Below are 14,402 nucleotides of genomic sequence, written 5' to 3' on the forward strand. Positions count from 1 at the left end.
CATCAGAATTTGCAAAGCCCCGAGGTCAAGCCTCGGTGCTTTTTTGTGATCAGTGCTTCTGGATTTCGCGCGCCAAGGCACAGAACGCTTCAAGCGGAACCTGCTCGGCCCGTTCTGTGGGCTGGATACCTGCGGCCCGCAGGCGATCCTCGATATCCGGGGCAACGCCTTTGAGCGAGGCGCGCAGCATTTTGCGGCGTTGATTGAAGGCAGAGGCCACCAGTCGCGACAGGGTCGCGGCGTCAGCAGGATAGCGCGGTTCGGGCAGGGCGGTCAGGTGGACCACCGCGCTGGAGACTTTGGGCGGAGGGGTGAAGGCGCCGGGGGGAAGGGACATGGCGATGCGCGCCTCGGCCCGCCATTGGGCAAGGATGGCGAGACGGCCATACGCCTTGCTGCCCGGCCGGGCCACGATGCGTTTGGCCACTTCGCGTTGGAACATCAGCGTCAGGCTCTGCCAGAAGGGGGGCCATTCCGGGGGTGTCAGCCAGCGTACCAGCAGTTCGGTGCCGACGTTGTATGGAAGGTTGGCCGCGATTCGGATTGGCGGGGTCAGGTGTTCGAGCGGGTTGATCTCGAGCGCGTCACCATTGATGACCTCCAGCCTTCCGGGATAGGCGGCGGCGATATCGTTCAGGGCGGCGATGCAACGGGTGTCTTTTTCGACCGCCACGACCTTGCGCGCGCCTTCGGACAGAAGCCCTCGGGTGAGGCCACCAGGACCGGGGCCGATTTCCAGTACGTCGCAGTCTGCAAGATCGCCAGCCTGACGGGCGATTTTGGCGGTCAGGTTGAGGTCCAGCAGGAAGTTCTGACCCAAGGATTTGCGCGCCGAGAGTTGATGTGTGGCGATGACCTCGCGCAGAGGGGGGAGATTGTCGATAGCACTCATGATCCGATTACCGTGACGCAGGCCGCAGGGGCAGCGCCAGAAATTTTATGCCTCCGGCGGGGATATTTTCAGCCAGATGAAGGATCAAGAGCCTTGTGCCATGCGTTGGGCAAGCTTCAGAGCTTCGATCAGGCTGGTAGGATTGGCGATGCCTTTCCCGGCGATATCCAGTGCAGTGCCATGATCTGGCGACGTGCGGATGAAGGGCAGGCCAAGGGTGACGTTAACGCCCCGGTCGAAATCCAGTGTCTTGATCGGGATCAGGGCCTGATCATGATACATTGCGATCGCCGCGTCATAGCGGGCGCGGGCAGCGGCGTGGAACAGCGTATCCGCAGGGTGCGGGCCCGTCAGGCTCGCATCTTCCGGGTTCAGACGGGCCAGCATTGGGGCGATCCAGTCAAGCTCCTCGCTGCCCATTTTGCCGCCTTCGCCGGCATGGGGGTTCAGGCCGGCTATGGCGATACGGGGGTGCTGTATGCCAAACTGGTCGCGCAGGCCGCGCGCGGTGATTTCGATCGTCTCGCGCAGCAGGTCGGGCGTTAGCGCGGCGGGAACCTGCGCCAAGGGAATGTGGATTGTCGCCGGGACAACCCGCAACTGGTCGCTGGCCAGCATCATGACAACCCGGCGGGTGCCCGACAGCGCAGCCAGAAACTCGGTATGGCCGGGATAGGTAAACCCGGCCCCGTCGATCAGGGCCTTCTTGTGAATGGGCGCGGTGCAAAGAGCGGCCGCTGCCCCGGCTTTCACAAGATCGACGCCGGTTTCGATGGCATCGATCACCGATGGGGCATTGGCCGGGTCTGGCTGACCGGGCATGTTTGCAGCAGGGAAGTTCAGTTGCAGCACGGGCAAGGCCTGATCACTGACTGCAACAGCATCCGAAGGGGTTTGGATTTTCGCAATGGGCGTGCCAGCGGGCAGGTGGTTGGCGTCGCCGATAAAGAAAAACGGGCAGGTTTGGCGCAGCTCGGCCCATGCTTTGGCCGCGATTTCAGGGCCGATCCCGGCCGGTTCACCGCAGCTGAGCGCAATCGGGCGTGTCATTCCTGAACAATGGTGGCGTCAGCCCGCAGCTGCTCAACCAGGCTGGACGCAAAGGCCTGTAGCCGCTGCTGCGCCAGTGCATTCGCGACATCCGCCCGCGAGGTGTCTTCGCCCAGGTCGCGGACTCGGTTGCACAGCATCAAGAACACCAGCGTCTGCCCGTTGTTTCGGGTCAGGTTTGTTGACACCTCGAAGCGATCCAGCTTGGCCAGCTCTACGGCGAAATCGCGTGGTACTTCTGAAGGGCTGGCTTCGATACGGTCCAGGACTTCGACGGGTTGATCCTTGGCGATTCCATACAAGTCATCGCAGGTGTCGATCTCCTCCCGCAGGGCGGCAGCCCGGGCCAGGGTCTCGGCGCTGCGACCACCCGGCAGGTAATAGGCAGCATAATCTAGCTTGGAAATACGCGGCGCTGCGGTTGCCACCTCGCGCAATCCGCGCAACTGAAACAGGGCGACGGCGTTTGGCAAACTGATGGGATCGGTGATCTCACCGTTCTGAAGCCCAAGAATAACCGGCTGCAAGGCAGGAGGCAGGTTGGAGATATTCAGCCAGTCCAGACGTCCGCCTTCGTTGCGGGTTGCCGCTCCGGAATATTGCGCCGCTGCGGCTGAAAACGCTTCGATAGTTTCAAGTCGCGAGATTTCTTCCGCCAGCAATTCGGTCTGTGCAACGGTTTGTGGGTTCACCGGGATGATGATCTCGGACAGCAAAACCTGAAGGCCGCCGCCACCGGTTTGTCCCAGCGCGCGATCAATCTCGTCTTCGGTCGGACGGGCCTGCGACAGATAGCGCGAGCTGATATAGTCGCGCCAGGCCAGCTGATCTGCAACATAATCACGGACAGTTTCCGGGTCGACGCCTGCCTCACCCAAAAGTTGCAGGAACTGTTCGGTGGACAATTGCCCGCGCGAGGCGAACTCGTCGATACCCAGTTGTACGGCTTCCGGCGCAGCTTCCACGCCTGCTTCACGCATGGCCTGCTTGCGCAATTTTTCTTCGATCAGGGCTTCTCTGACGTCAGCTTCATTGCCGCCGGGCAGGCCCAGAACATTCAGGAATTGCAGGCGCTGTTCCAGTTCGTACCAGGTGACGATATCCTGATTCACGCGGATCGCTGGCGAGAACAGGCTCTGGGCGCTGACCTGCGGTGCTGAAAAAGCGAGGAAAACGGCGGCCAGTGCCGGCGTGACCGGTTTGTGCCAACCGGAACGAAGAAACCTGGAGAAACCTGATATCAACTGCATTTTCTCTTGTATGTGTTACCACCGCCTTCAAGGGCGTATCCTGTCAGCGATAGGGTAAAGCCGAATTCTGTCGAAGGCTCAATAGTGGATGTTGAAGTAAAGCGTCTGCTTACGGACATGTTAACCTGAACACATTCGTTCTGGTAGGTTACACCAAGCCCCAACCGGATTGGCTCTGACTGGTTCAGATCATAGCGTGCCTCGGCATTCGTAAGCCAGTTCTGGTCGACTTGATAGCGGCCCAGAAGCCAGATTTCCGAGATTTCATCCGCAATGTTTTCCGCCGGATCCTCTTCCTGCCAGATATAACTTCCGGACAGGCCGGCAAACTCGGATGCCCAGGCGCCGCGCAATTCAGCTTTGACGAAACTGAAATCGCTGTCTATCAGACCGCGCCCGCCGAGTGACCAACCGTTGGCCGTGGTGATTTGCCCCGCCACCAGCAAGTCGGACGTGGTGCCCTGCAACCCGGACGTCAGGGTGAAATTCGGGTCGGCATCCGCCCGAAACACCTGACCCAACGTTACAAGCGCCTGCTGTCCGTCTGCACCATAGCGGGCCCAGTTCAGGCCGATGACCCCGGTGGCACCGTCTTCGCGCTGATCTTCCGCAGGGAATCGGGACAGGGCCAGCAGGTTACCCTGATCGAATTCCTGAAACGTGCTTTCATCATCTGGCACATCAGTGTCCGAGACATGGGTCCATCCCAACTGTGCGATCGGTTCCAGAAGCTGAACCGCGCCGGTCTTTTCACGACGGGTCATCGGATAGCGAAGCGTCAACGCCGCGCGCGGCGTCGAGCGGGTCACATTGCTGGGAAAGTTGCTGTCATGGCGAATATTGAACGTATCCACCGATGCGCCCAGCGTCGCGTCCGCGCGCAGGCCCGATGCAAATGTCCAGCTTCGCAACCATTCGGCATCAACAGTTGCCCTTGCTAGGTCACGGCCAACGATATCGGCGTCGCTGGTGCGTTCATGTGCATGACCGATGAAAGCCAGCCGAACCTCGCCGCCAAGTGCGCCGGGGAAGAATCGCTTTTCATAATTCAGGTCGAAGACGCGGGATGGGATTTCGTCCTGATTTTCACTGTCACGCAGTGTTTTGTAATGGATCAGGCTTGTTTTGAACGCGGTGTCGCGTTTGATCCGTTCCAGCGCTATCTCGCTGCGCAAACGATCCAGGCCCGGCAGCCCGTAGTCCGCCAGATAGGCGTCGTCCGAGGTGGTTTGCAGAGCGAATGTCAGCCGGAAATCGTTCTTCAGGTTGAACCAACCGCTGGCGAACAGATAACCGCGATCCTGATCGGGCTGGACATCATCACGGGTATAGGCCCCTTCAAGCTGAATGCGCCCGTTCACGAACGCCTGGCGATATCGATACCCCAGCGTCGTGGTCTTGCCCGACAAGTACGGCGTCAAGGTCAGATCCTTGTGGTCCCCCAGCTTGAAGAAATAGGGAACCTGAACCCCCGTTCCCAGTTGTGAGGTGCTGCGGATCGACGGCACAAGAAAGCCGGTTGCGCGCTCCAATGTCGGATCCGGCAAGCGCAGATACGGGAAATAGAATACCGGATAATCAAGCACGCGAAGCTGCGCGCCTTCAAAGTACAATTGCCGCTCCAACTGGTCATGTGTGACCTTGCGGGCGCGGATCTGCCAAAGGGGTGGCTTACCATTGGTGCAGACATGGCAGGAAGTGGCCGAGACCTTGCTGAATTGCGTATAGCGGCCCGCTGCCCGTTTCGCCTGAACCGAGGCAATCTGGATCTGCTGATCGAAAACCATCCGAGCACCGATCAGCAGACCGTTTTGGATACCGCTGTCCAGCTGTCCGGAATCGGCCAGAAGGGTCGACTGGCCCCCCTGATCAATGCGAATAGGTCCCTCGAGCGTCAGCTCACCCGTTTCCCGGTCATAGGTGACACGTTGGGCTGACAGCTTGGTATCGCCCTGAAAGGCTTCGACATTGCCTTCGGCCACCAGTTTTCTGTCGGGTGTAATAAAGACTTTGTCGGCAACCAAAAGGGCGGGTTCGGCCTGTGACTGCGCAGCTTGCGGGTCAGGCTCGGCCGACGTGGTTTGCGCCGCCAGAACGGTCGGTGCCGACAACGCGATTGCGCTGGTCAGCAGCAGGGAAATCATGCTCCGCATCAGCCGTCCTCCGCGTGTAGAAGCAGGCCAAGGGACAACAAGATGGCGGCGAAGGGCGGCGCCCAGGCCGCGATATAGACGGGCAATTGTCCGTTTTCCCCGAGGATTTGCGCAAAATTGCGGACGAAATAGATGGCAAAGCCAAGCAGTACGGCCGTCAAAACTGCTATTCCGGTACCGCCGAACCGAACGTGGCGCATGGTGAAAGCAGCCCCGATCAGCACCATCGAGACCAGAAAGAACGGCCGGGCCAGCTGCACCTGCAACCAGACTTCATATTGCTTGGTCGAAAACCCGGCTTCGCGCAGATCCTTGATCAGTTGCGGCAGGTCAAAAACCGACACTGAATCCTGTTGCCCCAGAGTGTCCAGAATCCGCTGCCGGGTCAGCGAGGTCGGCAACTCCAGCCGTTCATGCTCCACCGAACTGGTTTCGGGGTTCTGCCCATTCTGCAAATTCCAGATCTTGGCCCGCGACAGGACCCAGTTTCCGTCTTCCAGCACGGCCCTGTCGGCGACGATCTGCTGGGTGGGTTTGCCATCGCGCGCAAAGGTGATGATGGTTACGTCGTCCAGGCCAAGCGTATCCCCGTTCGAGGTGCCCCGGGCATGGATGACGGCCTGACCGTTTTCCGCGGATTGACGCAGCCAAAGGCCTTCGCTGCTGATCGAAAGCGCTGAACTGCCGTTGTTTCGATAGGAATCAGACAGGCGTTGGAATTCTTGGGATGTGGCCGCAGAGATGGGGTTCAGCAATGCCACCGCAAGCGCACCGATGATCAGGGCCAGCGCCGCTGGCGCGACCAGTGCGCGGATACCCGAGCGACCCGTGGCGCGGGTCACCACGAGTTCAGAGGTCCGCGCCAGCCCGACGAACAAGGCAATGGTGGACAGAATGACCAGCAGGGGCAGCATTTCACTAATGGCGGCCGGTGTGTTCAGAAGCGTCAGGTGCAACAATTGGCCGAAGGACAGGTCGACGTCGTCAAATCGGCGGATCTGTTCGATCAGATCGATGAGAATCATCAAGGTCAGAAAAATACCGCCGATGACCAGAAAGCTCTGTAGAAAGCGGCGGGCGAAATAGCGGTCGAGGATCACAAGACTGCCCCCGCCAAGCCTTTTGCGCCGGAAAACGGGCCGAAATCGCGCGTGCATGTCTTCCTGCGCGACGGCGTATGCCTGCCCTCTCGTGTCACGTCTTTCTCCCCCGAGCCTGCCGGTTATTTTTTCGGGACCTTACTGCAATTGAAACGCGGGGAAAACTGCTATCTGGTCAAGTCGGGCGGCGCGGGCTAGGTCTTGGGGAACAGAATTCGAGGAGTTTGCAATGAGCAGTCTGATACCGGTCCGCTTTCAGGAGTTTGACTTGGATGCGATGGCGCAGGCCGAAGGGCGGGTGGCCATCATCATTCCGTCGGACGGAAAAATGAACCCTGCGGCGCGTCGGGCCAATCGTCTGACGAAAGGCGCTGTGGCGCGGCTTGTCGAAAGTGAGAAATTCGGAAAGTCCAAGACCGGCGATGTTATCTCGATGGCCTGGCCGGCTGGGATGGCGGCCGAAGCGCTGGACGTCGTCGTGCTGCCGCGCCGCCCGGAAGCCGACGAGGCCCGCAAGGCTGGTGCCGCGTTGGCCAAATCCGCAGGTTGCAAGGACATGCTGGTGATGGTCGGCAATCAGGCGCATACCGAAAATCTGGCCCTTGGCATGGTGCTGCGCAGTTATGATTTCAACGCGCACAAAACCAAGGACAGCGAAGGCAGCGGTTCAATTACGATCGGACATTCAAAACCCAAGGAAGCCGAAGCAGAGTTTGCACCGCTATACGCGATCGCCGACGGCGTGCGGATGACCCGTGATCTGACCAACGAACCTGCAAATGTTCTGACCACCACGGAATTTGCCGATCGTCTTGTCGAGATGCAGGAGCTGGGCCTGGAAGTCGAAGTTCTGGAAGAGGACAAGCTGGCTGAACTGGGCATGCGCACTTTGCTGAGCGTCGGGCAGGGCTCTGCCAGCCCGTCCAAAGTCGTTGTGATGCACTGGAATGGCGGCGACAAGGACGATGCGCCCTTGGCTCTGGTGGGCAAGGGGGTGGTTTTCGACACAGGTGGCATTTCGCTGAAACCGGCCGGTGGCATGGAAGACATGACCATGGACATGGGCGGTGCCGGTGTTGTCGCGGGCACGATGCGCGCGTTGGCCAAGCGCAAGGCCAAGGCCAATGTGGTGGGCCTTGTCGGGCTTGTCGAGAACATGCCTTCGGGCAATGCCACCCGTCCGGGCGATGTGGTCAAGTCGATGAAGGGCGACACGGTCGAGATCATCAACACGGATGCCGAAGGCCGTTTGGTTCTGTGCGACGTGATGTGGTACGCACAGGAGCGGTTCAATCCGGTGGGCATGATCGATCTGGCCACCCTGACCGGGGCGATCATCATCGGGCTGGGTCATGAGAATGCAGGTGTGTTTTCCAACAATGACACATTCTGTGACGCCTTCCTGAAATCGGCCCGGGCCGAGGATGAAGGCGCGTGGCGGATGCCGTTGGGCGATGCCTATGACAAGCTGCTCAAATCGCGCATCGCCGACATGAAGAACGTCGGTGGCCGTCCGGCGGGCTCGATCACGGCGGCGCAGTTTCTGCAACGTTTCGTGAAAGAGGATACACCATGGATTCATCTGGATATCGCGGGTGTGGCTTCGGTGTCGTCCGAGACATCCTATGCGCCCAAAGGTGCCACGGGCTGGGGTGTGCGCGCGCTGAGCCGGTTCGTGCAGGACAATTTCGAGTAAGCGAATGGGTGCTGTCTATTTCTACCATCTGACCCGCCAGCCGCTGGAGCACACCTTGCCTGTGCTGCTGGACAAGGCGCGGCAGGCCGGGTGGAAGATTGCCGTGCGGGGCACCGATCCCGCACGGATGGACTGGCTGGATGAAAAGCTGTGGCTGGGCCCCGAGGACGGGTTCCTGCCGCATGGTCGCGAAGGCGGCCCGCATGATGCCGAGCAGCCGATCCTTCTGACCACCAGCGCCGAGGCCCCTAACGGCGCGGTGTGTGTCATGGCGGTGGACAGCGCGCCGGTCGAACCCGAAGAGGTGTCGGCCCTGAAGCGGGTTTGCATTCTGTTCGACGGCAATGATGACATGGCCGTGCAGCACGCGCGGGGGCAGTGGAAGACGCTGACCGGCGCCGGATGCGCCGCGCAATACTGGTCGGAAGAAACCGGGCGGTGGGAAAAGAAGGCCGAAGCCTGACGGGCCGTGCCATTTATCAGGAGATTTGAGGATGCAGATGAAGCCTCTGGGCCGCACCGGGATTGTCGTGAGCGATCTTTGCCTCGGGACGATGACGTTCGGGTCGCAGACCTCGGAATCGGATGCGCACCGGCAGATGGACATGGCGCTGGACGCGGGGATCAACTTTGTGGATGCCGCCGAGATGTATCCGGTGAATCCTGTCGCCAAAGAGACAATTGGTCGTACCGAAGAAATTCTTGGAAACTGGAACGCTGCAAATTCGTCGCGCCGGGTGGATTTCGTACTGGCGACCAAGCATTCGGGTGAGGGGCTGTCATATGTTCGCGACGGTGCGCCGATCACTGCCAAGACCATTCCCGAGGCCATCGAAGGGTCCTTGCGGCGTTTGCAGACGGATTACATCGATCTCTACCAGTTCCACTGGCCCAATCGCGGCAGCTATATGTTCCGTCAAAACTGGGATTATGCGCCTTCGGGCCACAATACCGCGGACGTTCTGGAAAACATGCAGGAGTGTCTGGAGGCCTTGCAGGTTCAGGTGGACAAAGGCAACATCTGTGCTTTTGGTCTGTCGAATGAAAGCGCATGGGGTACGGCGCAGTGGCTGAGACTGGCCGAACAGACGGGCACACCGCGTGCGGCGTCCGTGCAGAATGAGTATTCGTTGCTGTGCCGTCTGTTCGATACCGACATGGCCGAGCTGAGCGTACATGAAGATGTCGGCCTGATGGCGTTTTCACCCCTGGGTACCGGGCTGCTGACCGGGAAATACCAGGGCGGGGCCGTGCCGGACGGCTCTCGTATGTCGCTTTCGCCTCAATTGGGCGGGCGCAAGTCTGACCGGGTGTTTGATGCGGTCGCGGCCTATCTGGATGTTGCCGCGCGACATGGCCTGGATCCGACCCATATGGCGTTGGCCTGGTGCCGCTCGCGACCATTCATGATGTCGGCGATTTTTGGCGCGACCACGGTCGCGCAGCTTGAACACGTATTGGCCGGTGCGGATTTGACGTTGTCAAAGGAGGTGTTGGCCGAGCTGGACGCTGTCCACAAGGCGCACCCGATGCCGTACTGAGGCGAGGGGGCTCTGCCCCCGGCACGCTGCGCGTGCCTCCCCCGGGATATTTCTGGCCAGATGAAGTTGGATCCGGTCAGTGATGGGTGGGGTGCGCGCGCTCTTGCCTGAGGTCGCGGGCAGATTGGCCATGCGCGGTGCGGAAAGCGCGGGCGAAGCTGGATTGCGAGGCAAAACCGGTGGCCAGCGCGACATCCATCAGTGGAAGGTCGGTGTCTGTGACCAGACGGCGGGCCTCGGCCAGGCGCAGTTGCAGATAATGATCCTGCGGCGTGGTGTTCAGGCGCAGGCGGAACTGTTGTTGCAGGGTGCGCGGGCTGGTGCCCAGCTGGTCTGCGATATGGGCCAGTGGCAGGGGGTCATCCAGGGATGCCTGCATCAGCGAATTCGCCTTTGCCGTCAGCGCGGTGTGGCGATGTGGAACGCCGGTGCGGCTTTGCGGTTTGCCCGGGTCCGGCGCGCCATCATAGAGGAACAGGCCCGAGACACGGGAGGCGAAACCCGCGCCATGACGGGCGGCGATGATGTGCAGCATCATCTCGACAGCGGGAATCGCGCCGCCCGAGGTCAGGCGACCGTCCGAGACGGTGAAACGGTCGGGGCGCACTTCGACGTCGGGGAAGCGGGAAGCGAAGCTTTCCAGGTCTTCCCAGTGGGTTGTCGCGGGGTGGCCGTCCAGCAGCCCGGCCTCGGCCAGCAACCAGGGGCCGCCGTCAATCCCGGCCATCGTCGCCCCGGTACCGGCAATGCGGCGCAGCCCGGCCAGCAGGCTGGGGGTGGCGTGGCGGGCCAGTTGGAAGCCCGCGACGACAATCATGAGGTCGCAACCTTGCAGGCGAGCGAGCGGGATGCCGGGCACTTGCAACGCGCTGGTCAGCATCGCGGGTTCGGCTGTGGCGGTCACATAGTCCCAGTCAAATGCGGGCCGGTCCGCCAGACGGTTGGCCGCGCGCATCGGATCGACCGCCGAGGCGAAGCTGAGCGTGTTGCATTCATCCAGCACCAGAACGGCGGTTTTCAGGGCCCGATGTTCGGGTTGCAGTATGTTTTTTGCGGATTGCATCAAGTTCGATTCGCATTCTGCCAAGTGGTTTTCCCAAGGCTGCGCCAGAGTCGGGCCAGAACGCAAATCGGAATCCGTGGAGAAGCCTGGGGAAAACCCAAGGCAAAACCGGGTATAACTTGGGGAAAACGCCATGCCTCTGGAAATGAACCGCGAAGTCTTCATCACCTGCGCCGTGACCGGCTCGGGCGGGACGCAGGATCGCAGCCCGCATGTGCCACGTTCACCGAAGCAAATTGCCGACAGTGCGATTGCCGCCGCGAAGGCGGGTGCGGCCGTGGTGCACTGCCATGTGCGCGACCCCGAAACAGGTGCCCCGTCGCGCGATCTGGCGCTGTATCGTGAGGTGACCGATCGGATTCGGGATGCCGAGGTGGACGCAGTGCTGAACCTTACGGCTGGCATGGGCGGAGACATGGTGTTCGGCGGTATCGAAAACCCGTTGCCATTGGCCGAGGCTGGAACCGATCTGGTTGGTGCGACCGAGCGTGTGGCGCATGTGGCCGAATGTCTGCCCGAAATCTGCACGCTGGATTGCGGGACGATGAACTTTGCCGAGGCGGATTACGTCATGACCAATACGCCCGGCGCGTTGCGGGCTATGGGGCAGATGATGACCGATCTGGGCGTGAAACCCGAGATCGAGGCCTTTGACACTGGCCATCTGTGGTTTGCCAAGCAACTGGTGAAAGAGGGAATTCTGGAACCCAACGCCCTGGTTCAACTGTGCATGGGCGTGCCGTGGGGCGCGCCGGATGATCTGAACACCTTCATGGCGATGGTAAACAACGTGCCCGATGACTGGACCTTCAGCGCGTTCTCGCTGGGGCGGCATCAGATGGCCTATGTGGCGGCCTCGGTGCTGGCGGGCGGCAATGTGCGCGTGGGGCTCGAGGACAACCTGTGGCTGGACAAGGGTGTGCTGGCCGAAAACTGGCAATTGGTCGAACGCGCAGGCACCATCATCGAGAACATGGGCGCGCGGGTGATCGGCCCGGCCGAGGTGCGCGAGAAGCTGGGGCTGGTCAAACGGGCGCCCAAAGGTTGACCTGCTTGCGTCCCTTGCCATGACCGGTAAGTGCGGGGGCGCCAGCAAAAGGAAGTGAGCAATGCGATCGGTGCTTGTAATCTGCGCGACGGTCTTGGCCGTATGTCTGCCCCGGGTCGGGGTGGCACAGACCGCGGAAGATCCTTTGGCCCGCGAGGACTGCGAAGCCAAAGGGGGAAGCTATGAGATGGGCGGGCGGATACGGCAGTTTATCTGCTTTGAACCATTGCCCGACGCTGGAAACTCCTGTGAAAAAGCCTCTGACTGCGCAGGGTTCTGCCTGTCGGACACCAAACAATGCAGCGCGGTGACGCCGAAATTCGGATGCATTCCGCATTTGGATGAGACGGCGCGCGCGCAGGTAATCTGTATCGATTAGAGGACAGCATGACAAAGACGGCAGCAATTATCGGGGGCGGTGTCATCGGCGGCGGATGGGCCGCACGGTTCCTGCTCAATGGCTGGGACGTTCGGGTGTTCGACCCGGACCCCGAAGCAGAACGCAAAATAGGCGAAGTACTGGACAACGCACGGCGATCCCTGCCGGGGCTGAGTGACGTTCCGTTACCGGCCGAGGGCGCGCTGAGCTTTCATGACGACATGGCCGACGCCGTACAGGGCGCGACGTGGGTCCAGGAAAGCGTGCCAGAGCGGCTGGACTTGAAGCTGAAGGTTTACAAGGGCTTGCAGGAGGCTTGTGATCCAGATGCGATCATCGGGTCATCGACCAGCGGGTTCAAACCATCCGAGCTTCAGGAAGGTGCTTTGCGGCCCGAACAGATCGTCGTGACGCACCCGTTCAATCCAGTCTATCTGCTGCCGCTGATCGAGCTGGTGCCGACCGACAAAAACCCACAGCAGTTGATTGAAAGGGCCAGGGAATTGCTGACCTCGGTTGGATTCTTTCCGCTGCATGTCAAGAAAGAGATCGACGCGCATATCGCCGACCGCTTTCTGGAAGCCGTCTGGCGCGAGGCGCTCTGGCTGGTCAAGGATGGCATTGCAACCACCGAAGAAATCGACGAGGCGATCCGGATGGGCTTTGGCATCCGCTGGGCGCAGATGGGATTGTTCGAAACCTACCGCGTGGCCGGAGGTGAAGCGGGGATGCGGCATTTCATGGCTCAGTTCGGGCCAGCCTTGAAATGGCCCTGGACCAAGCTGATGGACGTGCCGGAATTCACCGATGAACTGGTCGACCTGATCGCCGATCAGTCAGACGCGCAATCCGGAATGCATTCGATCCGGGAACTGGAGCGCATTCGCGACAACAATCTTGTTGGCATGATGCGGGCCCTCAAGGCGCAGAATTATGGCGCTGGGGCGGTGCTGAACCAGCATGATGCGCTGTTGAAACCGGGTGCCCTGCCGTCGCTGGATCAGGCGGATCTGAGCCAGCCGATCCTGACCCTGTCCCGCGCCGTTCCGTTGGACTGGACGGATTACAACGGCCATATGAACGAAGCCAAGTATCTGGAAGCCTTTGCGGCCGCCACGGACCGTTTCATGGAGATCATCGGTTGCGATATGGAGTATATCGCGTCGGGTGGCAGCTATTTCACCGCCGAGAACCACATCCGTTACATCGACGAGGTCCATGCAGGGGCGAAGATCGACGTGCGCACGCAGATGCTGTTGGGGCAGGGCAAGAAGCTGCATGTCTTTCACAGCATGTATGAAGGCGACAAGCTGTTGGCCACGGGCGAGAGCTTTCTGCTGCATGTCAGTCTTGAAACCCGCCGTCCCAGCCCGCCGTCGCCCAAGATCGAAGCAGCGATGGCGCGGATTGCCGAGGCACAGGCCGGTTTGCCTTACCCTGAAGGGGCGGGTGCCGCCATTCGGAAGCCATCGTGACCAGGCGCGTATTGGTAACGGCCGGGGCATCGGGTGTCGGTCATGCCATGGCCGCGGCGTTTGACGCTGCTGGTTATGATGTCTGGGTAACGGATATTGACCAGTCAGCCCTGGATATCTTGCCCGACCATTGGGTGGCGCACAGGGCTGATGTGACAAATGAGGCCGACATGAGCGCGGTGTTTCAGGCTGTCGGGGCCGCAGGCGGGCTGGATGTTCTGTGCGCAAATGCCGGAGTCGCCGGGCCGACCAACGCGATCGAGGATATCGATCTGGATGCATGGCGCGCCTGCGTCGCGGTCAATCTGGACGGGGCCTTTCTGGCCGCCAAGCACGCGGCCCCTATGATGAAATCGGCGCGGGCGGGCAGCATCATTTTGACCTCTTCGACAGCTGGTCAGTACGGCTATCCGTTCCGAGCGCCCTATGCCTCGGCCAAATGGGCGGTCATAGGGTTGATGAAAACGCTGGCGATGGAACTTGGGCCGATGGGCATTCGCGCAAACGCCATTTGCCCGGGTGCCGTGGAAGGCCCGCGTATGGAAGGTGTCTTGGCCCGAGAGGCAGCTGCGAAAGGCATGACCCGCGATGAGGTCTATCAGGGCTATGCCTCGGGCACCTCTATGGGGCGCTTTGTGGAAGCGCAGGATATCGCCAATATGGCCGTCTTTCTTGCTTCAGACGCAGCACGGCTGGTGTCTGGGCAGGTGATTGCGGTGGATGGGCACACGGTCAACCCCGACCCAAAACTGTAG

13 protein-coding genes are annotated in these 14,402 nt (G+C 60.7%); 7 read left to right on the forward strand and 6 right to left on the reverse strand.

Going from position 1 to position 14,402, the window contains the following annotated elements; all coding sequences use genetic code 11:
* Positions 1-49: 49 nt before the first annotated feature.
* The 5 genes from rsmA to lptG all read right to left on the reverse strand — a co-directional run bounded on the left by rsmA (position 50) and on the right by lptG (position 6,445).
* Positions 50-892 (reverse strand): 16S rRNA (adenine(1518)-N(6)/adenine(1519)-N(6))-dimethyltransferase RsmA, encoded by an 843-nt coding sequence (gene rsmA / locus GOW09_RS03115; RefSeq protein WP_171115563.1) that lies wholly within the window; start codon positions 890-892, stop codon positions 50-52.
* Between the two features lie 84 nt (positions 893-976).
* Positions 977-1,942, reverse strand: a complete 966-nt coding sequence (gene pdxA / locus GOW09_RS03120) for a 4-hydroxythreonine-4-phosphate dehydrogenase PdxA (protein ID WP_171115566.1) — start codon at positions 1,940-1,942, stop codon at positions 977-979.
* Positions 1,939-3,192 carry a peptidylprolyl isomerase gene (locus tag GOW09_RS03125; RefSeq protein WP_171115568.1) on the reverse strand — a complete coding sequence of 418 codons (1,254 nt, stop codon included), beginning with the start codon at positions 3,190-3,192 and terminating at the stop codon, positions 1,939-1,941. Before GOW09_RS03125 ends, pdxA begins: the two co-directional genes overlap by 4 nt.
* The gene (locus tag GOW09_RS03130) at positions 3,183-5,345 is read right to left on the reverse strand and encodes an LPS-assembly protein LptD (protein ID WP_171115570.1); all 2,163 of its coding nucleotides are present in this window, start codon (positions 5,343-5,345) and stop codon (positions 3,183-3,185) included. Before GOW09_RS03130 ends, GOW09_RS03125 begins: the two co-directional genes overlap by 10 nt.
* Positions 5,345-6,445: an LPS export ABC transporter permease LptG gene (lptG, locus tag GOW09_RS03135; RefSeq protein WP_171116526.1), complete on the reverse strand. Its 1,101-nt coding sequence runs from the start codon at positions 6,443-6,445 to the stop codon at positions 5,345-5,347. The genes GOW09_RS03130 and lptG overlap by 1 nt, the downstream gene beginning before the upstream one ends.
* Positions 6,446-6,674: 229 nt before the next feature.
* Here lptG and GOW09_RS03140 point away from each other — a divergent pair, with 229 nt between their 5' ends.
* The 3 genes from GOW09_RS03140 to GOW09_RS03150 are packed head-to-tail and all read left to right on the forward strand — an operon-like array spanning position 6,675 to position 9,682.
* A complete protein-coding gene (locus tag GOW09_RS03140; RefSeq protein ID WP_171115572.1) occupies positions 6,675-8,141 on the forward strand; it encodes a leucyl aminopeptidase in 1,467 nt (488 codons plus the stop codon).
* A gap of 4 nt (positions 8,142-8,145) precedes the next feature.
* Positions 8,146-8,604 carry a DNA polymerase III subunit chi gene (locus GOW09_RS03145; RefSeq protein WP_171115574.1) on the forward strand — a complete coding sequence of 153 codons (459 nt, stop codon included), beginning with the start codon at positions 8,146-8,148 and terminating at the stop codon, positions 8,602-8,604.
* Between the two features lie 31 nt (positions 8,605-8,635).
* Entirely contained in the window at positions 8,636-9,682 is a 1,047-nt protein-coding gene (locus tag GOW09_RS03150) for an aldo/keto reductase (protein ID WP_171115576.1), read from the forward strand.
* 76 nt (positions 9,683-9,758) lie between these two features.
* Here GOW09_RS03150 and GOW09_RS03155 read toward each other — a convergent pair whose 3' ends face one another.
* Entirely contained in the window at positions 9,759-10,745 is a 987-nt protein-coding gene (locus GOW09_RS03155; RefSeq protein WP_171116527.1) for a GlxA family transcriptional regulator, read from the reverse strand.
* A 133-nt stretch (positions 10,746-10,878) separates the two neighbouring features.
* On the opposite strand from GOW09_RS03155, the gene GOW09_RS03160 reads away from it, so the two are divergent.
* The 4 genes from GOW09_RS03160 to GOW09_RS03175 all read left to right on the forward strand — a co-directional run bounded on the left by GOW09_RS03160 (position 10,879) and on the right by GOW09_RS03175 (position 14,402).
* Positions 10,879-11,793, forward strand: coding sequence for a 3-keto-5-aminohexanoate cleavage protein (locus GOW09_RS03160; RefSeq protein ID WP_171115578.1), 915 nt, complete (start codon positions 10,879-10,881; stop codon positions 11,791-11,793).
* Positions 11,794-11,854: 61 nt separating this feature from the next.
* Complete coding sequence (locus tag GOW09_RS03165) at positions 11,855-12,172, forward strand: hypothetical protein (RefSeq protein WP_171115581.1); 318 nt, start codon at positions 11,855-11,857, stop codon at positions 12,170-12,172.
* An 8-nt stretch (positions 12,173-12,180) separates the two neighbouring features.
* Positions 12,181-13,647 carry a carnitine 3-dehydrogenase gene (locus GOW09_RS03170; RefSeq protein ID WP_171115582.1) on the forward strand — a complete coding sequence of 489 codons (1,467 nt, stop codon included), beginning with the start codon at positions 12,181-12,183 and terminating at the stop codon, positions 13,645-13,647.
* Positions 13,644-14,402 carry an SDR family oxidoreductase gene (locus tag GOW09_RS03175; protein WP_171115584.1) on the forward strand — a complete coding sequence of 253 codons (759 nt, stop codon included), beginning with the start codon at positions 13,644-13,646 and terminating at the stop codon, positions 14,400-14,402. Before GOW09_RS03170 ends, GOW09_RS03175 begins: the two co-directional genes overlap by 4 nt.

This window comes from Ruegeria sp. HKCCA5463 (genome assembly GCF_013034175.1).
Classification (GTDB): domain Bacteria; phylum Pseudomonadota; class Alphaproteobacteria; order Rhodobacterales; family Rhodobacteraceae; genus Ruegeria.